Source organism: Asanoa sp. NPDC049475, from assembly GCF_040676915.1.
Lineage (GTDB): Bacteria > Actinomycetota > Actinomycetes > Mycobacteriales > Micromonosporaceae > Asanoa.
Genome location: NZ_JBFAPY010000006.1, coordinates 237,772 through 262,483, shown reverse-complemented (window position 1 = coordinate 262,483; position 24,712 = coordinate 237,772). Strand labels below are relative to the sequence as shown.

Sequence of the window (24,712 nt, the reverse complement as noted above, 5' to 3'; positions counted from 1 at the left end):
GTGACCACCACCGGGGGCCGGGTGCACCGGATCTACAGCGTCGTGGTGTTCATCGTCCTGGCCTCGCTCGACAACGTGGCGGTCGGCCTGGTGCCGCCGCTCTACGGGTCGATCGCGGACTCGTACGACGTGCCGCTCGGCCTGGTCGGCACGGTGACCGCGTCGTCGTTCCTGGTCAGCGCCATCGCCTCGGTCGCCTGGGCGTACTACGGCGACCGCGGCAACCGCAAGCCCCTCCTGATGATCGGCACGCTGCTCTGGGCTGCCGGCATGACCGGCAGTGCCGTGGCCGGCACCTACCTGCTGTTCTTCGTCTCCCAGATCGCCGCCGCGGTCGGCCTCGGAGCGGTCAGCTCGGTCGGCTTCTCGGTGGTCAGCGACCTGATCAAACCGAAGCGCCGGGGACTGGTGATGAGCCTCTGGGGGCTCTCCCAGGGCATCGGCACGTTCATCGGCACGGCGCTCGGCGGCATCCTCGGTGCGACCGACTGGCGGCGCCCGTTCTTCGTGCTGAGCGCGGTCGGCCTGGTCGCCACCGTCGCCTACTTCTTCACCTACGACATCCGGCGCGGCCAGAGCGACCCGGAGCTCGCCGGAACGATCGCCGAGGGCCACGAGTACGACTACCGGATCAGCCTCAAGAGCCTGCCCGCGATCGTCCACCGGCGCACCAACGTCTGGCTGATCCTGCAGGGCCTCCCGGCCCAGATCGCGTTCGGCTCGCTGGTCTGGCTGCCGGTGCTGTTCCGGGAGCGGGCGATCGCCCAGGGCTACCCGGAAGACACCGCGATCGTCGTCGGCAGCATCTTCGCGACCATGTTCCAGCTGGGCGGCGCCCTGTCGATCCTGGGCGGCATGCTCGGCGACAAGCTGCAACGCCGCACCCTGCGCGGCCGAGCGCTGGTGGCCTCGGTCGGCATCCTGGCCGCCGTACCCCTCTACGTGGTCCTGTTCTTCCTGCCGTTCAAGATCGACGTGCCCGCGAACGCCGGCACGGGCCAGGTGGTGGCCTCGGCCCTCGGCAGCGTGGTCACCGAGCCGACCGTCGGCATCACCTTCCTGATCGCGATCTTCGCGCTGGCCCTGACCTCGGCCAACTCGCCGAACTGGTTCGCCCTGATCGCGGACATCAACCCCCCGGAGTACCGGGGCACCGTCTACAGCCTGGGAAACCTGACCAACGGAGTAGGCCGCGCGGCCGGCAACGGCCTGATCCCGGTGGCGTTCGCGCTGCTGGCGTCGCGCTACGCGTCGCCGCTCAACTATTCGGTGGGCCTGGCCGCGTTCCAGCTCTTCTTCATCCCCACCGGGGTCATGTACTGGCTGGCCTCCCGCACCTCACCCCGCGACATCGAGAGCCTGCACAACCTCCTCGCCGAACGTGCCGCGGTAACCGCCAAAACCCCCATCGACGGCTCCCGGGACCACATGCGTGGATAGCTCATTCAACGGCTTATGACTCGGGCTCGCGCGGGGCGCGGCCGTTGCTCCCGCCAGAGACCGCTCCGCTTCGCTCCGCTGCCACCTCCGCGGCCGGTCGCCCTCAAACCTCGTTCGAGATCTAGGTCTTCCTGGAACTGCCGGCTGGCGGGGAAAACGCGGCGTGTCGGAGGTGTGGCGCCGGGCGCCTTGGAGGCCGGGGACACCGCCGCATCGGGGCGCCTGGGCCCGCCAGATTCGTCCAGGGCGAAGGGTCGGCGGAGGGCGACATGCGAACGCGCACCCGATCTGGCCGATCGTGTGCGCGTTCGCGGCGGAGCTTGTCAGGACAGACGGGCCCAGACGGTGACGTCTGTGGGGACCTCGCGGCCTGCGACCGGTTCGCTGGCCAGGAGGACTTCGGCGCCCGCCGGGAGTTCGGCGGGGTTCGGGCCGAAGTTGGTCAAAACCAGGAGGTTCTCGTTCTGGAAGGCCACCACGTCGTCCGGACCCGGCACCCAGGAGAGCTTGCCGTGGCCCAGGCCGTGTTCGCGGCGCAGTCCCAGGGCCGACACGTAGAGCGAGTACGTCGAGCCCGGCACCCCGCGCTGGCGGTCCAGGGCCAGCTCACCGAAGACCGGCGGCTGGGGGAGCCAGCTCTTGTCCGACGGGCCGAAGCCGTACGACGGCGCGTCCGCCTCCCACGGGATCGGCACCCGGCAGCCGTCGCGCCCGACCTGCGACCCGCCCGTGCGGAACCAGGTCGGGTCCTGGCGCGCCTCGGCCGGCAGCGTGGTGTGCTCGGGCAGGCCGAGCTCCTCGCCCTGGTAGAGGTACGCCGAGCCCGGCAGCGCCAGCATCAGCAGCGTGGCCGCCCGCGCCCGGCGCAGGCCCAGCGCGGCGTCCGGCTGCGGGTCGCCGGCGGCGATGCCGTTCGGCCGGGGCGCGCCGACCGGCAGGCCGAGGCGGGAGGCGTGCCGCACCACGTCGTGGTTCGACAGCACCCAGGTGGTGGGCGCGTCGACGGCGGCACCGGCCGCCAGCGAGCGCGAGATCACCGAGCGCTGGTCGGCCGCGGTCCACGACGCTTCCACGTACTCGAAGTTGAACGCCTGGTGCATCTCGTCCGGCCGGACGTACGCGGCCAGGCGCTCGGCCGGCTGCACCCACGCCTCGGCGACCAGGATCCGCTCGCCCGGGTAGCTGTCCAGGATCTTCCGCCACCGGCGGTAGATCTCGTGGACGCCGTCCTGGTCCCACATCGGCGGTCGCGGCGCGCCCTCGGCGCCCGGGCCGGTCAGCGGCACCATCGGCAGGTGCCAGTCGGCCAGGTCGGCCTGCTTGACCAGCCCGTGCGCGACGTCGACGCGGAAGCCGTCGACGCCGCGGTCCAGCCAGAACCGCAGGATGTCCTCGAACTCGGCGCGTACCTCCGGGTTGTCCCAGTTGAGGTCCGGCTGCCCGGTGTCGAACAGGTGCAGGTACCACTGCCCGTCGGCGACCTGTGTCCACGCGCCGCCGCCGAACACGCTCTGCCAGCTGTTCGGCGGCCCGCCGTCGGCCTTGCCGTCGCGGAAGATGTAACGGTCCCGCTCGCGGCTGCCCGGCGCGGCGGCCAGGGCCGCCTCGAACCAGCGGTGACGCGACGAGGTGTGGTTGGGCACCAGGTCGACGATCACGCGCAGCCGGCGGGCGTGCGCCTCGGTGATCAGCTTGTCGGCGTCGGCGAGGCGGCCGAAGATCGGGTCCACGTCGCGGTAGTCGGCCACGTCGTAGCCCGCGTCGGCCTGCGGCGACGGGTAGAACGGCGACAGCCAGACCGCGTCGACGCCGAGCTCGGCCAGGTGGTCGAGGCGGCTGACGACGCCCGGCAGGTCACCGATGCCGTCCCCGTCGGAGTCGGCGAACGACCGGGGGTAGACCTGGTAGATGACGGCGTCGCGCCACCACTTCACGGGATGCTCCAAGGGATCGTGACTGCTGAAAATCGTGTACCAGAGGAAGTTTCTAGTGTGCCCGCGGCGGTGCGGTCGAATCGCGGACCACCAGCTTGGTGGGCAGCACCACCGAGCGGTCACCATAGCCGTTGACGTTGCCGCGCAGCGGGCCGAGCAGGGTTTCCGCCGCGATCCGGCCCTGGTCGGCGGCCGGCTGGGCCACCGTGGTGAGCCCGACCACACCGGACACGTCGTGGTCGTCGACCCCGATCACCGAGACGTCCTCGGGGACCCGCAGGCCCGCCGAGCGCAAGGCCACGATCGCGCCCATCGCCATCTCGTCGGAGGCGGCGAAGATCGCCGTCGGTGGCTCCCCGCGGCGCAGCAGCTCGGCGGTGGCCCGGGTGCCACCCGCGATGGTGAAGGTGGCCTCGGTGTCGAGCGCCGGGTCCGGCTCGACGCCGTGCGCCCGCAGGCGCTGCTGGTAGCCGAGCCGGCGGTCCAGGTGGGTCGAGATGGCCAGCTCGTCGGACGGGTCACCCGAGATGTGCGCGATCCGCCGGTGGCCGAGCGAGAGCAGGTAGTCCGTCGCCGCTTCGGCGGTGCGCACGTCGTCGATCCGCACGCTCGGCCAGCCCGGCACGGGCGTGCCGGCGCTGACGGTCACCCCGGGCAGGGCCAGCCCGATGACGGCGGCGAAGTCGCGCTCCGCCAGCGGCGTCGCCACCAGCATCAGCGCGTCGACCCGCTTGTGCAGCGTGCTGGTGTAGAGCAGCCGCTGCCGGGCGTGCTCGCTGCCGCCGAGGTTGAACAGCAACAGGTCGTAGCCGGCCTGGTGCAGCCGTTCCTCGGCGGCCTCGACGACGGTGCTGAAGAACCACGGCGTGATCCGGGGAACCACCACGGCGACCGCCCGGGTCTTGCCGCCGGCCAGCCGGGAGGCGCTGGGCGAGGCGATGTAGCCCAGCTGGGAGGCCGCCTCCAGCACCCGCTCCCGGGTCGTCTGCGAGACCGTGGGCAGGCCGCGCAGTGCCCGGGACACGGTGGCGGTGGAGACGCCCGCCAGCCGGGCCACGTCGTCGATCCTCGTCATGGTCCGTCACCTCGCGCTTCGAAGGACGGTCGCGGCAAGAATCAGCCCTTGACGCTGCCGGTCAACAGGCCCCGGACGAAGTAGCGCTGCAAGGACAGGAACACGATCAGCGGTACGACGATCGACACGAACGCGCCGGACGTCAGCCGTTGCCATTCGCCGCCGCGGGTGCCGGCCAGCTCGGCCAACCGCACCGTCAGTGGCGCCGTATCTCGTGTGCCACCGGCGAAGATCAGCGCGACCAGCAGGTCGTTCCAGACCCAGAGGAACTGGAAGATCGCCAGCGACGCGAGCGCCGGGGTGATCAGCGGCAGCACGATGCTCCGGAAGATCTTCGAGTGGCCCGCGCCGTCGACCCGGGCCGCCTCCATGAGCTCGTTGGGCAGCTGGGAGACGAAGTTGTGGAGCAGGTAGATCGCGAACGGCAGTGCGAAGCAGGTGTGCGCGAACCAGACCTGCACGAACTTCTGCTCGTTGTCGAGGTCCCAGGCCGGCATCAGGGTGACGCCACCCAGCGAGACGCCCCGGGAGAAGAAGCTGAGCAGCGGCACCAGGGCCATCTGGAGCGGCACGATCTGGAGCGCGAAGATGCCAATGTAGAGCCAGTCCCGCCCGCGGAACTTGATCCAGGACAGCGCGTACGCGGCGAGCGTGGCGAGCGCGATCGGGAACAGCACCGACGGAATCGTGATCACGATCGAGTTGACGAAATATTGTGCCAACTGCCCCGACGACGACGACCGTCCGAACAGGACCTCGTTGTAGTTCTCGAACGTGACCTGCGGGTTGGTGAAGAAGGTCCACCAGCCGGTCGTCTTGATCTCGTCTTCCGGCCGGAACGATGAGAGCAACAGCCCGAAGGTCGGCACGGTCCACAACAGCGCGATGATGATCGACACGGTCGTCGCCGTGCGGCTGTTGAGCCGTTTGCGCACCCGGCCGGCCGCGGTGCGCGGTGGCTGCTCGGCGACGGTCTCGCCGGCGAGCACGGGGGTCGTTGTTGTCATGCCTAAACCTCCCGCTGGCGGCGCAGGTTGCGGATCTGGAAGATCACGACCGGGATGACCAGGATGAACAGGAAGACGGCGAGCGCGGAGCCCTGTCCGTTCTCCTGGTAGCGGAACGCCTGGTTGTACATCTCGAGCGCGACGACGTTGGTGTCGAAGTTGCCGTTGGTCATCGTCCGGACGATGTCGAAGACCTTGAGCGTCGCGATCGTGATGGTGACGACCACGACGATCAGCGAGGGCCGGATGCTCGGCAGCGTGACGCGCCAGAACATCTGCCACGGGGTGACCCCGTCGAGGCGGGCGGCTTCGACGATGTCGGCCGGGATCGCCTTGATGGCCGCCGACAGGATGACCATCGCGAAGCCGGCCTGGATCCAGACCATCACGACGATCAGCAGGAAGGTGTTCCACGGCGCGTTGTTGAGGAACTGTTGCGGCTCGCCGCCGAGGGTGGTCCAGAGCCAGTTGAGCAGGCCGATCTGGTCGCCCTCGCCGCGATAGGCGTAGACGAACTTCCAGATGATGCCGGCGCCGACGAACGAGATCGCCATCGGCAGGAAGATCAGTGACTTGGCGACCGCCTCGAACCTGGCCCGGTCGACCATCACCGCGTAGAGCAGGCCGACACCAGTGGCCAGCAGCGGCACCAGGACGACCCAGCCGAGGGTGTTGGTGAGCACCCGGACGATGTCGTTCTCCTGGAAGATCCAGCCGTAGTTGCGCAGCCCCACGAACTCGGTGCTGTCGCCGTTGAACAGCGACAGGATGATCGTGCGGATGGCCGGGATGACCAGGCCGATGAGCAGCAGCAGGAGGGCGGGGATCAGGAAGGCGAGCCCGAGCAGCCCTTCACCGGGCTTGCGCAGGCGGCGGCTCGGCGGAGGCGCGGGCCCGTCCGAGGTGGTGACCGACGCGGCAACAAGGGCCGCTTCCCGGCGCCGGGCGAAGTAGTTGGGCACGACGTCGAGCAGCAGGAGCAGCCCGCCGATGACCACCACAAACGCGATCACGCCGTACAGCAGCATCGACAGCTTCGGCGCGAAGTCTTCGAACTCCATCCGCCCTCCAGGGATGTGAGCTTGGTACTAACGGGGGTGAATCGAAGCGGTGGCCGGCCCTCGCGGGCCGGCCACCGTCAACGGACTACTTGGGCCAGGAGCCCTCGATCTGGTTGAGCACCTCAGTGGTGCTCTTGCCGTTGATCCACTCGACCATGCCCTTCCAGAACGTCCCGGCGCCGACGGCGGCGGGCATCAGGTCGGAACCGTCGAACCGGAAGACGGCACTCTTGTCCTGGAGGATCTCCACGGCCAGCTTGTCGATGGGGTTCTCGACGTTGGTGATCTCCAGCTTGTTGTTCGCCGACACCCAGTTGCCGAGCTTGGCGCGGGTGTTGGCGGCCTCGCCCGAAGCCAGGTAGGTCTGGACCTTCTGGACCTCGGGACGGTCGGCGAACGCGACGGTGAACTCGCCACCGCCGAGGACCGGCTTGCCCTTGGCCGGGTCGACCGCGGGCAGGTAGAAGGCGAACGTGTCGCCGTCCTCGCCGACCTTGGTGCCCTCAGGCCACTGGTTGGCGTAGAACGACGCCATCCGGTACATCGCGCACTTGTTCTCGAGGATGGGCGTGCCCGCCTCCTGGAACGACGTCGAGGTGATGCTCTTGACGTCGCCGAAGCCGCCGTTGACGTACTTCGGGTCCTTCAGGATCTTGCCAACCCGGTCGACCGCCGAGGCGACCTTCGGGTCGTTGAACGGGATGGTGTGCTCGACCCACTGGTCGTAGACGTCGGCGCCCGCGTCGCGGAGCATGACGTCTTCGATCCAGTCGGTGGCCGGCCAACCGGTCGCGTCACCGGACTCGATGCCGGCGCACCACGGCTTGATGCCGGCGCCCGCGATGGTGTCGCTCAGGGCCATCATCTCGTCCCACGTGGTGGGGACCTTCCAGCCCTTCTCGGCGAAGAGCTTCGGCGAGTACCACACGAAGGACTTCACGTTGGAGCCGAACGGCGCTCCGTAGAACTTGCCGCCGACCGTCGCGTAGTCGAGCCACTCCTTGGGGTAGTTGGCTTCGGCCATCGTCTTGGTCTCGGCCGAGGCCTCCTTGAGCTTGCCGGCGTCGGCGAAGCGCTTGAGCAGGCCCGGCTGCGGGACGAACGCGATGTCGGGGGCGTTGCCGCCGTCGACCTTCACCGGGAGCTGAGCTTCGAACTCTCCGCTGCCCTCGTATTCAATGGTGATGCCGGTGCAGTCCTCGAACTGCTTCCAGGACTCCTCGAGGAGGTCGGCCTCGGCGTCACGGATGGACGAGTAAATCGAAACGGTCGTGCCGTCATTGCCTGTGTAAGCGTCGAAGGCAGCGCACTCTGCCGAGGTGCTGCCGCTGTCGCCGTCACCGCTGTCGCCGCTGCACGCGGCGGCGCTGAGGGCCAGCGCCAGGGTGGTGGCGAGCACGAGGGCCTGGCGAGGTCTGGTGGAGACCGCCATGCCGTCCTCCTTCCTTGCCGACGATCACGGGCGGGCTGCCCGGTTGCCGGTGTCGAATGTGGGCGTGCACACATGCAAGCGCTTGCACGGATGTCCGTCCAGATAGTGGAAGGCACGACGCTGTAACAATCGAGAAACTTACAGAAAGAAATGCACCGTTCTATCCCTGACAAATACGGCATGCCCGCCTGGAAACGCTCCAGGCGGGCATTTGGCCGTGCGGTCAATAGAAGGGTCTAGAAGGTCTCGCTGCCAGGACGCAGGGCGACGGTGAACGGGGTTTCGCCGTGCCGGCCGGTCGGTGGGGGCGGGGCGGCGAACTCCTCCTCGGTCATCGCCTTGAGGCCGCTGAACGCCATGCCGATCAGCGCCGCCGAGGTGATCAGGACGATGGGCACGAGCAGTTCCATCGGGCTGACGCCCTGAACGTGGTGTATGCCCGACTCGTGCAGCCGGACCTGGATCGCGGCCATGCCGGTGTAGTGCATGCCGCACACCGCGAAGGCCATCACGGTCGAGGCGATGGCGATCCGGCTCCAACTGCCGACCGTGACGGTGAACCAGAGTGCGACCGTCGCGGCCACCACCGCGACGCCGACGGAGGCGAGGACCAGCCGCGGGTTGTAGCTGATCTCGCCGTAGACGCGCATCGCCAGCATGCCCGTGTAGTGCATGGCGACCACACCCAGGCCGGTCAGCAGCCCGCCGCCGATCACCCGCAGGGCGCGGCGCCGGCCGAAGCCGACGATGAACAGCCCGCCGCCGACGGTGATCACCGAGAGGGCGAGGCTCGACATCGTGAGGTAGGGATCGAAGCGCAGCGGACTGGCCGGGACGGCGAACCCCAGCATCGCCATGAAGTGCATCAGCCAGATGCCGGCGCCGCCGATCGCGATCGAGGCGAGCACGAGCCAGCGGGTGCGCCGGGCGCGCTGGCGGGTCGCCCGTGCCCGCGCGGTGCAGACCAACCCGAGCAGACAGCCGATGAAGGACAGCAGGAAAGCCGCCACCGGGTTGAAGGCGCCATGTGCGAAGTGATGAATCTCGGCCACCCGGCAATCCCCGCACGGGCGATCAGAAAACTAACGCACAGAGTGTCCGGCTAATCACGCGGCGCCGATCATCTGGCAGAACAGGCGAACGCGACCGGGGTCGCCATCTCGGTCCAAAGGTGGTGGACCGAGCTGACGACCCCGGTAGGTCGAAGGGATGGGGGTGGGTGGGCCGGCGGTCACCGGCCCGCGCGATCCGGCGTCAATTGAAGATGCTGACGCCGCCAGGGCCGACCAGCAGGCCGACGATGATGAGCACGATGCCCCACAGGAGCTGCCGGCGGAAGAGCGCGAAGATACCGGCGACGACGAGGATCACTGCGAGGATCCAAAGAAGTAGGTCCATGCTGATCAAATACCCGATGCCGGCGACGGGGAAACGTTCTCGCGCGCGAGGTTGAACACGCTGTACGCCTGCTTGATGACGGGGTGGGCCACGTTGCGCACCCGGACCCCGCCCGGTGTGCGGCCGCGCTCGGTGCCGTGGTGCGCGTGACCGTGCACGGCCAGGTCGGTCGGGGCCGAGTCGATCGCCTGCCCGAGCAGGTAGGAGCCGAGGAACGGGTAGATCTCGAGCGGCTCGCCGGCCAGCGTGTCGGGCACGGGCGCGTAGTGCGTCAGGGCGACCCGGACGTCGCAGTCCAGGTCGCGCAGCGCGGCGCCGAGCCGTTCGGCGACCGTACCCGTGGTCCGCACGAACGCCTTCATCTCCGGCTCGCCGAACTCGCTCGCGCACCGGCCGGCGAACCCACCGCCGAAGCCCTTGACCCCGGCCACGCCGAGCCGCGTCCCGTCGACCTCGACCACGGTGCTGTCGCCCTCGAGCACCGTGATGCCGGCGTCGGTGAGCGCGGCGAGCACGCCCGGCACCTCGTCGCAGTGGTGGTCGTGGTTGCCGAGCACGGCGATCACCGGTACGCCCAACCCGCCGAACTCGGTGGCCACGCACTTGGCCTCCGCCTCCGTGCCGTGCCGGGTGAGGTCGCCGGCGAGCAGCAGCACGTCGGCCCGGTCCGGCAGTTCCTCCAGCGCGGGACGGAACCGGCCCAGGACGTCGCGGTCGATGTGCACGTCTCCGACGGCAGCGATCCTGATCACGCGAGCTCCTCCGCCTCGGTCGGCGCGGCCGCCCGGGTCACCCCGATGTCGGCCGCGATCTCGATGCCCGGGAACCGGTCGTGCACCAGCCGCACGATCTCGTCCCGGCGGTGCGGGCTCTCCACCTCGCCGCAGAGCACCAGCCCGGCATCGGAGCGGATCACCGTGATGCCCTGCTCGGCGACGCCCAGATCCTCGGCCAGGGCGCGCTGCACCTCGGCCTCCGTGTAGTCGTTCATCAGTCCCTCCGGTAACCGGGGTAGGGCACGACGTCGAGCCGGTCGAGCAGCACGAGGAACGCCTCCGCGTAGGGGGACTGCGCGGTCTCCTTGCGCACCCGGTCCCAGTCGATCTGCTCGCGCAGGGAACGGGCCAGCGGCAGGCCGCGGGCGAAGTCGCAGTAGTGCTGGGAAAAGCTGAGCAGCTTGTGCACCATCAGCCCGGTCGCCGAGAGCACCGGCATCTGGATCGCGTCGACGGTGCGGGTCACCGTGTCGCCGAACGTCTCGTCGCTCACCGGGCTCTCGATCGGCCGGTGGATCAGGTCGACCAGGTGGCCGTCCTCGTCGTAGACCTTGACCAGCCAGTCCTCCGGCGGCCGCTCCGCGTTGAAGCCGGCCTCAACCAGCGCGGACAGCGCTCGCTCGGCGTCCTCCTCCTTGATCAGGAAGTCGACGTCGTGGTCGCTGGAGTGGCCGCCGTGCGCGTACACGGCGAAGCTCCCGGCCAGCGCGAACGGTATCTCCGACTGCTTGAGGACGGCCGCGACCCGCTTGAGGGTCAGCAGCAGCGAATCGTCCCCGTGCGATGCCATATCGCCTCTCCCGTCGTGTCAGGAAACATCCCCGTACCCGTGGGTCCGGGGCCTCACACCTTTAACGAGGGTGATTCCGCCCGGTTCATCCCGTTAGTACGCCAAGCGTGCCCGCGACCGCTACCGTTGTCCGGCATGGCGGGAGACAGGCGGCTGCGCACGGTCGCGCTGGTGGGCATCGACGGGTCCGGCAAGACCACGCAGGCCAACCGGGTGGCCGTCGTGCTCGCCGACGCCGGTGTGCCGGCGGTCTACCGGCAGAACGCCGGCGGCCGGGCCTGGTTCGGCCACTTCGCGCGGCGGTTCGGCCGGCCTGACGGCCCCAGCCTGTTCGGCCGCGTCGGGATGCTGTGGGTCGAGTCGGTGCTGCGCTGGCTCTCCATCGCCCGCACGCAACTGCGCTCCTCGGTCAGAGCCGACATCGCGGTGATGGACCGGCACGCCGTCTGCCAGTACGTGAGCATCCGCGCGCACGCCGGGGGCAGGGGCGAGCGGCTGGCCCGGTTCTTCTACGAACGGCTCCGCCCTCCGGACGTCACCGTGCTGCTGGCCATCGACCCGCGCGACGCGTACCGCCGGATCGAGGCCCGCGGCACCGACCACGAGAGCCTGGAATACCTGGCGGCGGCCGACGCGGCGTACCGGTCGCTGCCCGAGTCGCCGGGGTTCCTGGTGGTCGACGCGGGCGGCGCGCCGGACGAGGTGACCGCCGCCGTGCTGGCCGCGCTGCGGCCGTGGCTGCCGCCGGTGCACCTGCCACCGGATCTGGACCGGGCTACGCCCGCCCGTACACCGGAACCGCGGCCCCGCTCGTCGGCGCCGACTCGTCACTCGCCAGGAACTTGATCACTCCGGCGATCTCGGCCGGCGGCACCCACTTGCTGAAGTCGGCGTCCGGCTGTTCACGCCGGTTCTGGGGTGTGTCGATGACGCTGGGCAGCACGGTGTTGCAGCGCACGCCGCGCTGCTTGTAGTCGGCCGCGACCCCGTTGGCGAACGCGAGCACGGCCGCCTTCGACAGGGCGTACGCGCTGCCGGTCGCGAACGGCGCGAGCGCCGCGCGGGCCGACATGCAGACGACGGCGCCGCCCTCGCGCAGGAGGTGCGGCAGCGCGGCCGAGGTCAGCAGGAAGGTCGGACGAACGTTGATCGCCAGCAGGCGCTCGACCTCCTCGACGGACGTCTCGTGGACGAGCGTGCCACCGCCGTAGCCGCCGACCAGGTTGACCACCGCGCGCAACGGCGCGTCCGGGTCGGCCGCCGCCGTCTCGACCGCCGCAGCGACGGCGGCCGGGTCGGTGAGGTCGGTCGCGACCTCGACCACCTCGGGGCGGCTCGGCGTGGGGCGGCGGACCGGGGCGACCACCCGCCAGCCGGAGTTGACGAACTCCTCGACGACGGCGCCGCCGAGCCCGCCGTGCGCACCGGAGACCAGCACGGTTCGACCTGTCATGGCTTCACCGTAACGGTTCCGCTGTCAGTGAAAGCCCCTGTGCAAGCGCGCCACGCCCCCCGGATGATCGGGCGATGCGACTACTCGTACTCGGTGGAACCGCCTTCGTCGGCCGGGCCGTGGCCCGCCTCGCGCACGCTGCCGGCCACGACGTGACCTGCCTGGCCCGCGGCGAGACCGGCGGCGCGGTCGACGGCGTGCGCTTCGTCACCGGTGACCGCGACCGGCCCGACGGACTGTCCGCAGTGGATGGTGAGACGTTCGACGCGGTGGTCGACGTGACCCTGCGGCCCAGCCACGCCCGGCACGCGGTCGCCGCGCTGGCGGGCCGGGTGGGCCATTACTCGTTCGTGTCGACCTGCAACGTCTATCCGGACGACGCGACGCCCGGGCAGCGCGCCGACACCGCCAAGCTGCACGACCCCGCGCCGCCGGAGGTCGACAACCCACGAGACGGGCAGATGGAGATGTACGGGCCGTGCAAGGTGAGCTGTGAGAACGCGATCCGCGACGGGATCGGCGCCGACCGGGTGTTCGTCGTCCGCCCCGGCCTGATCGTCGGTCCCGAGGACCGCAGCGACCGGTTCCCCTACTGGGTGGCGCGGATGCGGCGCGGTGGCGAGGTGCTGGCGCCGGGCTTCCCCGACGACTCCGTGCAGTTCGTCGACGTCGACGACCTCGCCTCGTGGCTGCTGCTGGCCGGGACGACCGGGCTCGCCGGCGCGTACGACGGGACGGGCCTGCCCATGCCGCGCTCCCAGTTCCTCGGCGAGCTGCGGGACGCCCTCGCCCCGCCCGGCACTACCCTCACCTGGGTCGACCAGGAGTTCCTGGTCGAGCGGGACGTGCGGCCCTGGTCGGGGGAGCGGGCGCTGCCGCTCTGGCTGCCCTTGCCCGAATATGGCGGCTTCCTGACCCGCGACACGACCCGCTCGGTGGATGCCGGTCTGACGGCGCGTCCGATTGCCGACACCGCCCTGCGTACCGCCCACTGGATGGAGTCCGCGCCGCAGGAGGTCAAGGCTGGCGGGTTGGCCGCGCAGGACGAGGCGATCGTCCTGCGGGAGTGGCACGCACGGTCGGCCTGACCGTGCGTCGTGGGTAGTTGACGCCGCTCGCCGCGTGAAAGTAAGTTTCATGCGTGGCGAAGACAGCGAAGGTTTCTGCGATGCCCGAGGCGGGCCTGATCGTTCAGATCAGTGGGCTGCTCCCGGCGCTGTCTCCGGCCGAACAGCGGGTCGCCCGGCTGGTGGTGGCCGATCCGGCCGACGCGGCCCGGCGGACCATCACCGACCTGGCGACGGCGGCCGAGACCTCCGAGGCGACGGTCATCCGGTTCTGCCGGTCCGTCGGCCTCGAAGGCTACCCCCAGCTGCGGATCCGGCTCGCCGCCGAGGCCGCGCGGCGGGTCGAGCCGGTCGACGCGCGCGTGGTCGGTGGCGACATCCCGCCGGGCGCCGACTTCGCGCAGATCATCGCGACGATCGCGTTCAACGACGCGCGCGCCGTCGAGGAGACCGCTCAACAGCTCGACCCCGACGTCTGCGAGGCGGTCGTCGAGGCGCTCAACGGCGCCAGCCGGGTCGAGATCTACGGTGCGGGCGCCAGCGGCTTCGTCGCGTCCGACTTCCAGCAGAAGCTGCACCGGATCGGCCGCACGGCCTACTACTGGCCCGACGTGCACTCGGCGCTGACCTCGGCCGCGCTGCTCGGCCGGGGCGACGTCGCGATGGGCATCTCGCACACCGGCACCACGGGTGACGTGCTCGACGTGCTCGAGGTGGCCCGGTCCCGGGGCGCGACCACGGTCGCGCTGACCAACTTCCCGAGATCGCCGATCGCCGACGTCGCCGACCACGTGCTGACCACGGCCGCACGCGAGACCACCTATCGTTCCGGCGCCACCGCGAGCCGGCTGGCCCAGCTCACCGTTGTCGACTGCCTCTTCGTCGGGGTCGCGGCCCGCAACCGGGCCAAGGCCAGAAAGGCGTTGGAGGTCACCGCCGAGGCGGTGCGGTCCCGCCGGGTCACGCGGCGGCGCGGGTGAGCGGTCCCGAGGTGGTCCGCGTCGCGGCGCCGACCGAGCGTCGCAACCCCGCGTCGTACGACCTCGACCTGCTGCCGACGCGGGACGTGCTCCAACTGATCAACGATGCCGACCGGACCGTGCCCGGCGCGGTGGCCGACGTGCTCGACGCGGTCGTCGTAGCTGTCGACCTGGCCGTCGAGGCACTGCGGGCAGGCCGTCGGGTGCACTACTTCGGCGCCGGCACGTCGGGCCGGGTCGGCGTGGTGGACGCAGCCGAGATCCCGCCGACCTTCGGATCGCCGGTCGACTGGTTCTGTCCGCACCTGGCCGGCGGTCAGGACGCGATGTTCGGCGCCATCGAGGACGCCGAGGACGACAGCGACGCCGGGACGCGGGAGGCGCACACCTGCGTGCGGCCGGCGGACCTGGTGATCGGCCTCGCCGCCTCCGGGCGTACGCCCTATGTGCTGGGTGCCCTTCGCGCGGCCCGTGCCCTCGGCGCCCGCACCGCGTTGGTCGCCGCCGACCCGCACGCGGCCGCCGCCGCCGAGGTCGACCTGTTCATCGGGCTCGACACCGGCCCCGAGGTGGTCACCGGCTCGACCCGCATGAAGGCCGCCAGCGCGCAGAAGCTGGTGCTGCACGCCTTCTCGACGACCGTGATGGTGCGGCTCGGCCGGGTCTACTCGAACCTGATGATCGACCTGTCGGCCACCAACGCGAAGCTGCGCGGTCGGATGATCTCGATCCTGATGGAGGCCACCGGCTGTCCGGAGGCCGACTGCACGCGCGCGCTCACCGCCGCGGACGGCGACTTGAAGATCGCATTGGTGTCTCTGGTCTCAGGAGCACCGGTCGGGGAAGCCCGCGCGGCCCTCGTGCGTTCTGACTTCCTGGTGCGGGAAGCGCTGGCGCTGCTGTCCTGAGCGGGTCAGCCGGCCCAGTTGCCATGTTCCAGCAGTGAACCGTGGCGCTCTGTGGTGCGTATCACTACGCAGTGATGCGAATCCCATCGGAGCAGTGGTCTACGTCGCTGCGGAAGAACAGCCGGAAATGGTGTGATAAATAGGGCGCGCGGATGAGCCAACGGCGGCAGACCCGCAGCGCGATCTTCAGACCCTGAGAGCTAGCCGAGTGAATATGACACTCACTCTCAGGAACCACTCAGGCATTCGTGACAGTTTCGACTCGCAAGACGGAATCCCCGGAGCGTCTCAACTGTTGTGTAGGTGTCAGCACCGATGGGGCACCTCACGAGTTACCGGGGAGGGGCAGGTCGGTGTGAAGCACGAGAACGTTGGGGTTACCGAGGGGACAGTGGGCAACGTGGAGAACAACATCGTGATGCGCACGGACGAGGTCGCCGAAGAGCGCGACCTGGTCGGCGTCTACCTGCACGAGATCTCCCGGACGCCGTTGCTCGACGCGGCCCGGGAGGTGGAGCTCTCCAAGTCGATCGAGGCCGGCCTCTACGCGGAACACCTTCTCGACGAGGACAAGGTTCCCTCCGGAGTCGAGCGCGAAGAGCTGAAGACGCTGGTGGTCGAGGGTGACCGGGCCAAGGACCTGTTCATCCGCGCCAACCTGCGGCTGGTCGTGTCGATCGCACGGCGCTACGTGCGGTCCGGCATGCCGATGCTCGACCTGATCCAGGAAGGCAACACCGGTCTGGTCCGCGCCGTCGAGAAGTTCGACTACGAGCGCGGGTTCAAGTTCTCCACGTACGCCACGTGGTGGATTCGCCAGGCGATCAGCCGGGCCATCGCCCAGCAGGAGCGCACCGTGCGCCTGCCGGTGCACCTGGTCGAAGACGTCAACCGGATGCGCAACGTGGCCCGCCAGCTCACCCGTGAGCTGGGTTCCGACCCGGAGCCCGAGCAGATCGCGACCGCGCTCGGCGTGCCGGTCGAGCGGGTGCACGAGCTGGTCCGCTGGTCGCAGGACACCGTCTCGCTGGACACTCCGGTCGGCGACGACGGCGACACGAACCTCGGCGACCTGGTCGCCGACAACGACGCCCCGTCCCCGGAAGACGTGGTGCTCTCGACGCTCGAGCGGCAGCGCATCGAGAGCCTGCTCAACCACCTCGACGACCGGTCGGCCGGCATCATGCGGGCGCGCTACGGGCTCGAGGACGGTCGCGAGCACTCGCTGACCGAGGTGGCGTCGCGGTTCTCGCTCTCCCGTGAGCGGATCCGCCAGCTCGAGATCCAGGCGCTGGGCCGGCTGCGCGAGCTCGCCCGGGCCGAGGGCCTGCAGGCCGCGTAAGGCTCGCTTAGCGACGAATCGGCCGGCGTTCCCGTTGGGGGACGCCGGCCGTTCTCGTGTCTCGTCTGTCACTGTTGCTGTGGGCTACGCCCGCCGGGCTGGAAAAGTGTCGTACCCATGCGGGAGCTTGGTCGTATGACACCTACCGTGGTTCATCGGGCGGTCCTGGAGGCCGCCCAACCCTACGAGTTCGCCCTGAGCGTCCGTGCGCTCGAAGGGTTCACCCCGATGGCGGGCGAGCATCGGGTCGCCGACGGCGTCGTGCGCCGCGCGTTCGCCCATCCCGACGTCACCAAGGCCGCCGCGGGGGCGGCCGTGGTGGCCGAGGTCGGCGCCGACGACTCGGGCGGCGTGCGGCTGTCGGTCTTCGCGTCCTCGGCGTTGTCGTTCGGCGAAGCCACCGCTGTCGAGCGCGCCGTCTCCGAGTGGCTCGGTCTCCGCGACGACCTGCGCGGCTTCCACACGGTGGCCGACGCCGACCCGGCGATGGCGCCGCTGCTGCGGGTGGCGCGCGGGCTGCACCAGGTCCGCTTCCCCTCGCTGGCCGAGGCGACGGTCTACTTCACGCTCACGCAGCGCAGCACCCAGTGGTTCGCCGGTGCCCGTCGCCGGCGCATGGCGGCCGACCTCGGCCCCTCCCTGGTGGTCGACGACGTGGTCTACCGCGCGTTCCCGGCCCTGGAGGTGGTGGCCGCCCTCCCCGACGACCGCCTGCTCGCCTACACGGGCAACCCGCAGCGGGCCACGCGCGTCCGCGAGGTGGCCGCCGGCGTGGCCCAGCTCGGCGAGCGATGGCTACGGGCCGCGCCCTACTGCGACGTCCGCCAGGCCCTGCTGGCCCTGCCCGGCGTGGGCACCTTTACGGCCGAGGCGCTGCTGCTGCGCGGTCTGGGCCGGGCCGACGAGGTCCCGCTGGAGATGCGCCAGTTCCGCCTGGTCGCCGAGCAGCTCTACGGCACCCCGGCGCCGAGCCCGGCCGACCTACGGGCGCGCTACGGCCCGCACATCGGCTGGTGGTCCTACGTCACCCGCACGGCGCTCGGCTGGGCCGACACCCGGGTCTCGGTCTAGAGCTCAGCCGAGCCGACGTGTTCCGGCAGGCACACGCCTGCCGGAACACGTCAGCGGGACTAGCGCACCCGGCCGTAGCCGTAGGGCGACATCATGTCGACCGACGCCAGCTTCACCGACTCGCCGAACGTGGGCGCGTGGATGACCTGACCGCCACCGACATAGAGCGCCACGTGGCCCAGCCCTGAATAGAAGACCAGGTCTCCGGCGGCCAGCTGACTTCGGGAGATGTGGGCGACCGCGTCCCACTGCATCGCCGCGTTGTGTGGCAGCGACTTGCCCGCCGCCTTCCAGGCGGCCAGCGTCAGCCCCGAACAGTCATAACCGTCAGGTCCCTCGGCCGCCCATACATACGGAGTGCCGATCGCGTTGTACGCGAACCGCACCGCGACACCGGCCTTGCCGGACACCGACGGAATCTTGCCGGAATAGGAGGACCCGCCCGACGTCGACGAACCGTAGGCCTGCTTGCGCAGGTCGTACAACTTGTCCAGGTCGGTTTCGATCTTCTTCTTGCGGGCCTTCAGCTCCTTGGCCTGCGCGTCCTGCTGCGCCCGCACCGTCGCCAGCCGCTGCTGGTCGGCGGCGAGCTGCTCGCGGGTCTCCTGGAACGCGTCGATCGAGGTCTGGCGTTCGCGGGCCAACGAGTCCAACGCCGACATCCGCGACAACAGCCCGTCGCTGTCACCCAGCAGCGCCGCCGCGGTGCCCAAGCGGCCCGACTGATAGGCCGCGACGGCGATGTCGCCGACGTCGGCCTGGGCCTCGTCCAGTTGCTTCTGCAGCGGCGCGAGGCGGTAGGCCACCTTGCCCGCCTGGGTCTTCGTCGCCTTGGTCTCTTCGTTGAGCTTGTTGTAGGCCTCGACGACCTTCTCCAGCTCGGCAGACGACTTGTTGATTTTGGTGGTGAGCTCGCTGGCCGACGGTTCGGCCGACGCTGCGCCCGCGGGCACGGCGACGACGACCGCCATGGCGACCAGCACGAGCGCACGCAGCGACATCCGTGCTGACGACAAAGGCAGACCCTTCTCCAACGGCCGCCTACCGGGTTAGCTGTCGGATTCGGACGAGAAGGACGCCCTACCGCGCGGACCGCGCGGATTCACCCCTGTGCTCGGTATGGGTCCCCGATTCGCCGTCATGGCCCGGGTCGTCGTGGCGCCCGGGGGAGGGGCGCGGCGCGGGCCGGCGATTCGGCGGCACCGGCGCGGTGCCACCCGGGGGGATGACTGAGGACCACACCGGCGGACCCACCGTAACCCCCTGCCCCACCAGCACAAGGGGAGCGCGGGCGAACTGCGCCTATTCGGCTGAATGGTCCGCGCCGAAAGCGGGACACCTCACAGGTGACCGGCAAAGAAACTTCAGTGGCAGTGCAAAATCCGCGAGGCGGCCCTAGCGACGGAGGGTGATCACGTAGTTAAATGTGTTCCACCTTGTGACTCACGCCACATCTGACCACGTAAGTGGGGCGCCGCGGTGCTGCGAGTCAGAAATCTCGAAGTCGTCTACGACGACGTGATGCTCGTGCTGCGCGGCGTGTCACTCGACCTGCCGAGCGGAGCCGTCGTCGCGCTGCTGGGTGCCAACGGCGCGGGCAAGACGACCCTGCTGCGCGCCCTGACCGGGCTGCTCGACGTGCACGACGGCGCGGTCACGAAGGGCTCGGTCACCCTCGACGACCAACCCATCCACGGCCTGCGCCCGGCCGCCGTCGTGCGGCGCGGCGTCAGCCAGGTGATGGAGGGACGCCGGATCTTCGCCGAGCTCAGCGTGGAGGACAACCTCCGCGTGGGCGGCCACACCAACGCGGGTGCCGTCGGCGACCGGCTCGACCACGTCTACGGCCTCTTCCCGGTGCTCAAGGACCGTCGCCGGAAGACGGCCGGCTACCTGTCCGGCGGTGAGCAGCAGATGCTCGCGATGGGGCGGGCGCTGATGGCCAAACCGCGCTACCTGCTGCTCGACGAGCCGAGCCTCGGGCTCGCACCTCGCCTGGTCGACCAGGTCCGCGAGATCATCATCGAGATCAACCGGCTGGGCACGGCGGTGCTGCTGGTCGAGCAGAACGCGGCGATGGCGCTGAGCATCGCCAGCCACGGCTACGTGCTGGAGACCGGCAAGGTCGTGCTCGACAAACCGGCCGACCGACTGCTCGCCGACGACGACGTGCGCGAGTTCTACCTCGGCCTCGGCGCGGCCGACACCGGCGCCGCCCGGCGCTCGTTCCGCGACGTCAAGCATTACAAGCGGCGCAAGCGGTGGTTGTCATGAGCGAGCGCGGGCGGCTCAGCGATCCTCGCTCGCGCTCCGCCGACCGCAGGGAGGTGGCGGCGTGAGCGGAGACATCCTGGTCTTCGACGATGTGCGGCTGAGCTTTGCCGGGGTCAAGGCGATCGACGGCATCAGCTTCACGGTGGGCGAGCGCGAGCTCTTCGCCATCATCGGACCCAACGGCGCCGGCAAGACCTCGATCTTCAACGTCCTGTCCGGCGTCTACCGTCCGCAGCACGGGCGGGTGGTCTTCGACGGCGCCGACCTCGTCGGCCGCCGGCCGCACCAGATCGCCGCCCGTGGCATGGCGCGCACCTTCCAGAACGTCGAGCTGTTCGCGAACCTCACCGTCCTCGACAACCTGATGCTGGGCCGACACCACCACATCGAGTACGGGACGCTGGCCGCCCTGGTCTGGCTGGGCCGCGCCCGCCGGGCCGAGGTCGCCGCCCGCGCCAAGGTCGAGGACATCATCGACTTCCTCGAGCTCGAACAGTGGCGGCGGCTGCCGGTCGGGCTGCTGCCCTACGGCGTGCAGAAGCGCGTCGAGCTCGGGCGGGCGCTGGCCATGGAGCCCAAGCTGCTCCTGCTCGACGAGCCGGTCGGCGGCATGAACGTCGAGGAGACCGAGGACATGGCCCGCTACATCCTCGACATCCGCGACGAGCTGGACATCCCGATCGTGCTGGTCGAGCACGACATGGGCCTGGTGATGGACCTGGCCGACCGGGTCATGGTGGTCGACTTCGGCCGCCCGGTCGCCACCGGTGTCCCCGCGCAGATCCAGCACGACCCCGACGTGATCCGCGCCTATCTGGGGGAGGTGGAACGGGCATGACGATCGCGCCGGCCCGCACCGACACGGTGACCACGATCGCGTCCCGGATCCGCGACCGGGCCGCGGCCACCCCGCACGGCGTCGCGATGCGCGAGAAACACCACGGCATCTGGCGGCAGTACTCGTGGTCCGACTACTGGGACCAGGCCCTGACCGTGGCGCACGGCCTGCTCGCCCTCGGCGTCGAGCCCGGCGACCGGGTCGCGGTGCACGCCGACAACCGGCCCGAGTGGCTGTTCACCGACGTGGCCACGGTCGCGGTGCGCGCGATGACGGTCGGCCTCTACCCGACGAACCCGGCGCCCGAGGTCGGCTACCTGCTCTCCCACTCCGGAGCCAAGGTGCTGGTCGCCGAGGACCAGGAGCAGGTCGACAAGGCGCTCGAGGTGATCGGCACCTGCCCGGCCCTCGAGCGGGTGGTCTACCTGGAGCCCCGTGGCATCCGCCACCGCTACGACCACCCCGCGCTGCTCGCCTGGGACGACCTGCTTGCGCTCGGTCGCGAGCACCGGGCCGCGCACCCGAGCGCCGTCGCCGACCTGATGGCCACCGCGACCCCCGACGACATCGCCACCCTGATCTACACCTCGGGCACCACCGGGCCGCCGAAGGGCGCGATGCTCTCGGTGGCCAATGTGGACTTCGCGGTCCGCACGATCAGCCGCGGCCGCGGTTTCGCCGGCTCACCGCCCGGACCGGCCGACCTGTCGGTCTCGTACCTCCCGCTGTGCCACGTCGCCGAGCGGATCTTCACGATCTGGTTCAACGCCGGCGCCGGCATCCAGGTCAACTTCGCCGAGTCGATCGCCACCGTGCAGGCCAACCTGCGCGAGGTGCAGCCGACGATCCTGTTCGGGGTGCCCCGCATCTGGGAGAAGATGCTCGCGACGGTCCAGATCAAGCTGGCCAACGCCACGCCGGTCAAGCGGCTCAACGCCCGGCTGTGGCTGAAGGTGGCCGACCGGATCGGCGCCACGCTCGTGCGCACCGGCGGGGTGCACACCACAGGGACCCGGCTGGCGTACGCCGTCGGCTGGCTCTTCTTCTATCGCGCGCTGCGCGAACGGGTCGGCATCGGCCGGGTCCGGTTCGCGGCCTCCGGCGCCGCCCCGATCGCACCCGACGTGCTGCGCTTCTTCATGGGCATCGGCGTGCCGATGTACGAGGTCTACGGCATGACCGAGAGCTCGGCGATCGCGACCGGCAACCGGCCACGGCGCGTGCGCCTCGGCACGGTCGGTGAGCCCGAGGAAGACGTGGAACTGCGCCTGGAGCCGGCCACCGGCGAGATCGAGCTGCGGCACGCCGGTGTGTTCGTCGGCTACTTCAACGATCCGGAGGCCACCGCACGGGCGAAGACCGCGGACGGCTGGCTGCGCACCGGCGACGTAGGGGAGTGGGACGGCCCCGACCACCTGCGGATCACCGACCGCGCCAAGGACATCATGATCACGTCGGGCGGCAAGAACATCGCGCCGAGCGAGATCGAGAACGCGCTCAAGGCGTCGCCGTACGTCAAGGAGGCGATCCTGGTCGGTGACCGCCGGCCGTTCCTCGCCGCGCTGATCGGCATCGAGTGGGACACGGTCGGCGAATGGGCGCAGCGCCGCGGGATCGGCTACACCACCTATCGCGACCTGTCCGACAAGGACGAGGTGCGCGCGCTGGTGCAGTCGGTGGTCGACGACGTCAACCGCCGGCACGCGCCGGTCGAGCGGGTGCGCGAGTTCCGCATGCTGCCCAAGGAGCTCGACCACGAGGACGGCGAGCTGACCGCGACCCAGAAGGTCCGCCGCTCCGCGGTGGCCGAGCTGTTCGGCGACCTGGTCGAGGACATCTACACCGCCCGGGTCACCACATGATCGATCTGCTGGAGGGGATAGTCCGAGGGCTGGGCACCGGCAGCGTGTACGCGTTGCTGGCACTCGGTTTCGTGATCATCTACAAGGCGACCCGAGTGATCAGCTTCGCCCAGCCCGCCCTGATGCTCGCCGGTGTCGTCCTGGTCAGCCACCTCGCCGGCCCTCTCGGCTTCTGGGCCGCGCTGCCGGTCGCCGCGCTGCTGACCGCCCTGCTGGCGCTGGGCATCGAGCGCGGCGCCGTGCGCCCCATGGTCGGCCGCCCGGCGTTCGTCGTCGCGATCATCACGCTCGGCGTCGACGTCGCCATCCGCGTGGTGGTCAACATCTTCATCGGCCTCGACGTGCGCAACGTCCACGACCCCTGGGGCCTCGACAGCTGGCAGATCGGCTCGCTGCAGGTGCAGCAGCGCCACGTCGCCGCCTTCCTGGCCACCGCGCTGCTCGTCGCCGCGCTCTTCGCGTTCTTCCGCTTCACCCGGATGGGCCTCGCCATGCGGGCGGCGGCCGACGACCAGGAAGCCGCGCTGGCCCAGGGCGTCTCGGTCGGCGCGGTGTTCGCGCTGAGCTGGGCGCTGGCCGGTGCGCTGGCGGCCATCGGCGGCACGTTCGCGACCGCCGGCGTCAGCTTCGACGGCAACCTCTGGCTCACCGCGCTGGTAGCGCTTCCGGTGATCATCCTCGGTGGACTCGACTCGCTGCCCGGCGCCGTGCTCGGCGGGCTCGCGGTCGGCGTGGCGCAGGAGCTCGTCGCCACGTACCAGAACGACCTGCCCTGGCTCGGCGGCAACGTCTCGGTGATCACGCCGTACGTGCTGATGCTGGTGGTCCTGCTCGTCCGCCCGTACGGACTGTTCGGCACGCGGGAGGTCGAGCGGGTATGACCGTCACCACCAGGCCTCCGCGCGGCCGGCCGCTGCTGTTCACCTCGTACCCCAGCGAGATGAGCCTGTTCCCGACGACCACCCGCAAGGTGGCGTTCGGCGTGCTGCTCGCGGTGACCGCGCTCCTGCCGTTCCTGCTGGCCGACGCCGAGCTGCAACTCCTGGCGACGTGCTGCATCGCCGCGATCGGCGCGATCGGGCTGGGCCTCGTCACCGGGTACGCCGGCCAGGTCTCCCTCGGGCACGCCTTCTTCCTGGGCATCGGCGCGTACACCGCGTCCGTGATCAGCGGCGACCCGGACGGACGCACCGTCGGCTACGGCGTCACCAACATCCTCGTCTGGCTGCCCGCGGCCGGCCTCGTCGCCGGGCTGTTCGGCGTGATCGTGGCCCCGCTGGCGACCCGGCTGCGCGGCCTCTATCTCGCGATCGTCACGCTCGGCCTGGTCTTCATCGGCCAACACATCTTCAACGAGTGGTCCAGCGTGACCGGCGGCGTCGGCGTCGGACGGCCGGCACCGACGCTGGAGGTCTTCGGCTGGTCGCTGTTCACCACGACGGCCTCGGCCACCCGCGACCAGAAGCTGTTCTGGCTGATGGCCGCGCTGCTGCTGGTGTTCGCACTCGCGGCCCGCAACCTGGCCCGCTCCCGGGTCGGCCGGGCGTTCACGGCCATCCGCGACCGCGACATCGCGGCCGGCGTCATCGGCGTCAACCTGGCCCGTTACAAGACGATCGCGTTCGCGGTCTCGTCCTTCTACGCCGGCTGCGCGGGCGCGCTGCTGTTCACGGTGACCGGCTACATCGAGCCGACGTCGTTCAGCCTGCTGCTGTCGGTCCAGTACATCGCGATGGTGTTGATCGGCGGCGCCGGCACCATCTCCGGTGCGATCGCGGGGGCGTTCTTCATCACCCTGCTGCCGCGGATCATCCGCGAGCTGCAGGCGTTCCTCCCGTTCATCAGCACCGACGCCAACGAGGTGCCCAACGTGCTCCAGGTCGAGTCGATCCTCTACGGCGTCCTGATCATCCTGTTCCTGATTTTCGAACCGCGCGGGCTCTTCGGCCTGTGGGTCCGTGCGCGCAACTACTGGAAGTCCTGGCCCTTCTCCTACTAAGAGGT

At 70.2% G+C, this 24,712-nt stretch carries 24 protein-coding genes and 1 riboswitch; of the genes, 12 read left to right on the top strand and 12 right to left on the bottom strand.

Annotation, left to right across the window (positions count from 1 at the left end):
* On the top strand, positions 1-1,440 hold the full coding sequence (locus tag AB0J88_RS25430) for an MFS transporter (RefSeq protein WP_364351877.1): 1,440 nt from the start codon (positions 1-3) through the stop codon (positions 1,438-1,440).
* A 323-nt stretch (positions 1,441-1,763) separates the two neighbouring features.
* On the opposite strand, the gene AB0J88_RS25425 is transcribed toward AB0J88_RS25430, so the two are convergent.
* The 10 genes from AB0J88_RS25425 to AB0J88_RS25380 all read right to left on the bottom strand — a co-directional run bounded on the left by AB0J88_RS25425 (position 1,764) and on the right by AB0J88_RS25380 (position 10,913).
* Entirely contained in the window at positions 1,764-3,374 is a 1,611-nt protein-coding gene (locus AB0J88_RS25425) for a glycoside hydrolase family 13 protein (protein WP_364351880.1), read from the bottom strand.
* A gap of 52 nt (positions 3,375-3,426) precedes the next feature.
* The gene (locus AB0J88_RS25420; protein ID WP_364351883.1) at positions 3,427-4,449 is read right to left on the bottom strand and encodes a LacI family DNA-binding transcriptional regulator; all 1,023 of its coding nucleotides are present in this window, start codon (positions 4,447-4,449) and stop codon (positions 3,427-3,429) included.
* A 41-nt stretch (positions 4,450-4,490) separates the two neighbouring features.
* Positions 4,491-5,456 (bottom strand): carbohydrate ABC transporter permease, encoded by a 966-nt coding sequence (locus tag AB0J88_RS25415; protein ID WP_364351886.1) that lies wholly within the window; start codon positions 5,454-5,456, stop codon positions 4,491-4,493.
* Between the two features lie 2 nt (positions 5,457-5,458).
* Positions 5,459-6,517 (bottom strand): sugar ABC transporter permease, encoded by a 1,059-nt coding sequence (locus AB0J88_RS25410; RefSeq protein ID WP_364351889.1) that lies wholly within the window; start codon positions 6,515-6,517, stop codon positions 5,459-5,461.
* An 85-nt stretch (positions 6,518-6,602) separates the two neighbouring features.
* The gene (locus AB0J88_RS25405) at positions 6,603-7,949 is read right to left on the bottom strand and encodes an ABC transporter substrate-binding protein (RefSeq protein ID WP_364351892.1); all 1,347 of its coding nucleotides are present in this window, start codon (positions 7,947-7,949) and stop codon (positions 6,603-6,605) included.
* 236 nt (positions 7,950-8,185) lie between these two features.
* Positions 8,186-9,001 (bottom strand): MHYT domain-containing protein, encoded by an 816-nt coding sequence (locus tag AB0J88_RS25400; RefSeq protein ID WP_364351895.1) that lies wholly within the window; start codon positions 8,999-9,001, stop codon positions 8,186-8,188.
* A gap of 202 nt (positions 9,002-9,203) precedes the next feature.
* Positions 9,204-9,347: a GPGG-motif small membrane protein gene (locus AB0J88_RS25395; protein ID WP_278078448.1), complete on the bottom strand. Its 144-nt coding sequence runs from the start codon at positions 9,345-9,347 to the stop codon at positions 9,204-9,206.
* 5 nt (positions 9,348-9,352) lie between these two features.
* Positions 9,353-10,099, bottom strand: coding sequence for a metallophosphoesterase (locus AB0J88_RS25390; RefSeq protein WP_364351899.1), 747 nt, complete (start codon positions 10,097-10,099; stop codon positions 9,353-9,355).
* Entirely contained in the window at positions 10,096-10,338 is a 243-nt protein-coding gene (locus AB0J88_RS25385; RefSeq protein ID WP_364351901.1) for a hypothetical protein, read from the bottom strand. The genes AB0J88_RS25390 and AB0J88_RS25385 overlap by 4 nt, the downstream gene beginning before the upstream one ends.
* Positions 10,338-10,913, bottom strand: coding sequence for a nucleotidyltransferase family protein (locus tag AB0J88_RS25380; RefSeq protein ID WP_364351903.1), 576 nt, complete (start codon positions 10,911-10,913; stop codon positions 10,338-10,340). Before AB0J88_RS25380 ends, AB0J88_RS25385 begins: the two co-directional genes overlap by 1 nt.
* A gap of 135 nt (positions 10,914-11,048) precedes the next feature.
* Here AB0J88_RS25380 and AB0J88_RS25375 point away from each other — a divergent pair, with 135 nt between their 5' ends.
* Complete coding sequence (locus AB0J88_RS25375; protein ID WP_364351906.1) at positions 11,049-11,759, top strand: thymidylate kinase; 711 nt, start codon at positions 11,049-11,051, stop codon at positions 11,757-11,759.
* Here AB0J88_RS25375 and AB0J88_RS25370 read toward each other — a convergent pair.
* Positions 11,689-12,366 (bottom strand): SDR family NAD(P)-dependent oxidoreductase, encoded by a 678-nt coding sequence (locus AB0J88_RS25370; RefSeq protein WP_364351909.1) that lies wholly within the window; start codon positions 12,364-12,366, stop codon positions 11,689-11,691. The two genes, AB0J88_RS25375 and AB0J88_RS25370, sit on opposite strands and share 71 nt — an antisense overlap.
* Positions 12,367-12,440: 74 nt before the next feature.
* Here AB0J88_RS25370 and AB0J88_RS25365 point away from each other — a divergent pair, with 74 nt between their 5' ends.
* The 5 genes from AB0J88_RS25365 to AB0J88_RS25345 all read left to right on the top strand — a co-directional run bounded on the left by AB0J88_RS25365 (position 12,441) and on the right by AB0J88_RS25345 (position 17,734).
* Positions 12,441-13,454 (top strand): NAD-dependent epimerase/dehydratase family protein, encoded by a 1,014-nt coding sequence (locus AB0J88_RS25365; RefSeq protein ID WP_364351912.1) that lies wholly within the window; start codon positions 12,441-12,443, stop codon positions 13,452-13,454.
* Between the two features lie 53 nt (positions 13,455-13,507).
* Entirely contained in the window at positions 13,508-14,413 is a 906-nt protein-coding gene (locus AB0J88_RS25360) for a MurR/RpiR family transcriptional regulator (RefSeq protein WP_364351915.1), read from the top strand.
* A complete protein-coding gene (locus tag AB0J88_RS25355; protein WP_364351918.1) occupies positions 14,410-15,321 on the top strand; it encodes an N-acetylmuramic acid 6-phosphate etherase in 912 nt (303 codons plus the stop codon). Before AB0J88_RS25360 ends, AB0J88_RS25355 begins: the two co-directional genes overlap by 4 nt.
* A 391-nt stretch (positions 15,322-15,712) precedes the next feature.
* Positions 15,713-16,663 (top strand): sigma-70 family RNA polymerase sigma factor, encoded by a 951-nt coding sequence (locus AB0J88_RS25350; RefSeq protein WP_364351921.1) that lies wholly within the window; start codon positions 15,713-15,715, stop codon positions 16,661-16,663.
* A gap of 135 nt (positions 16,664-16,798) precedes the next feature.
* On the top strand, positions 16,799-17,734 hold the full coding sequence (locus AB0J88_RS25345; RefSeq protein ID WP_364351924.1) for a hypothetical protein: 936 nt from the start codon (positions 16,799-16,801) through the stop codon (positions 17,732-17,734).
* A 59-nt stretch (positions 17,735-17,793) separates the two neighbouring features.
* Here the strand turns inward: AB0J88_RS25345 and AB0J88_RS25340 are convergent, their stop codons facing one another.
* Complete coding sequence (locus tag AB0J88_RS25340; RefSeq protein ID WP_364351927.1) at positions 17,794-18,750, bottom strand: NlpC/P60 family protein; 957 nt, start codon at positions 18,748-18,750, stop codon at positions 17,794-17,796.
* A gap of 7 nt (positions 18,751-18,757) precedes the next feature.
* A riboswitch (cyclic di-AMP (ydaO/yuaA leader) is annotated at positions 18,758-18,890 on the bottom strand.
* Between the two features lie 365 nt (positions 18,891-19,255).
* Between AB0J88_RS25340 and AB0J88_RS25335 the strand changes: the two genes are divergently transcribed.
* From AB0J88_RS25335 to AB0J88_RS25315, 5 genes are all read left to right on the top strand, one after another.
* Positions 19,256-20,008 (top strand): ABC transporter ATP-binding protein, encoded by a 753-nt coding sequence (locus AB0J88_RS25335; RefSeq protein ID WP_364352093.1) that lies wholly within the window; start codon positions 19,256-19,258, stop codon positions 20,006-20,008.
* Positions 20,009-20,069: 61 nt separating this feature from the next.
* Positions 20,070-20,846: an ABC transporter ATP-binding protein gene (locus AB0J88_RS25330; protein WP_364351930.1), complete on the top strand. Its 777-nt coding sequence runs from the start codon at positions 20,070-20,072 to the stop codon at positions 20,844-20,846.
* Positions 20,843-22,708, top strand: coding sequence for an AMP-binding protein (locus AB0J88_RS25325; protein WP_364351933.1), 1,866 nt, complete (start codon positions 20,843-20,845; stop codon positions 22,706-22,708). The genes AB0J88_RS25330 and AB0J88_RS25325 overlap by 4 nt, the downstream gene beginning before the upstream one ends.
* Positions 22,705-23,589 carry a branched-chain amino acid ABC transporter permease gene (locus AB0J88_RS25320; RefSeq protein ID WP_364351936.1) on the top strand — a complete coding sequence of 295 codons (885 nt, stop codon included), beginning with the start codon at positions 22,705-22,707 and terminating at the stop codon, positions 23,587-23,589. The genes AB0J88_RS25325 and AB0J88_RS25320 overlap by 4 nt, the downstream gene beginning before the upstream one ends.
* Positions 23,586-24,707 (top strand): branched-chain amino acid ABC transporter permease, encoded by a 1,122-nt coding sequence (locus AB0J88_RS25315; protein ID WP_364351939.1) that lies wholly within the window; start codon positions 23,586-23,588, stop codon positions 24,705-24,707. The genes AB0J88_RS25320 and AB0J88_RS25315 overlap by 4 nt, the downstream gene beginning before the upstream one ends.
* Positions 24,708-24,712: the final 5 nt, after the last annotated feature.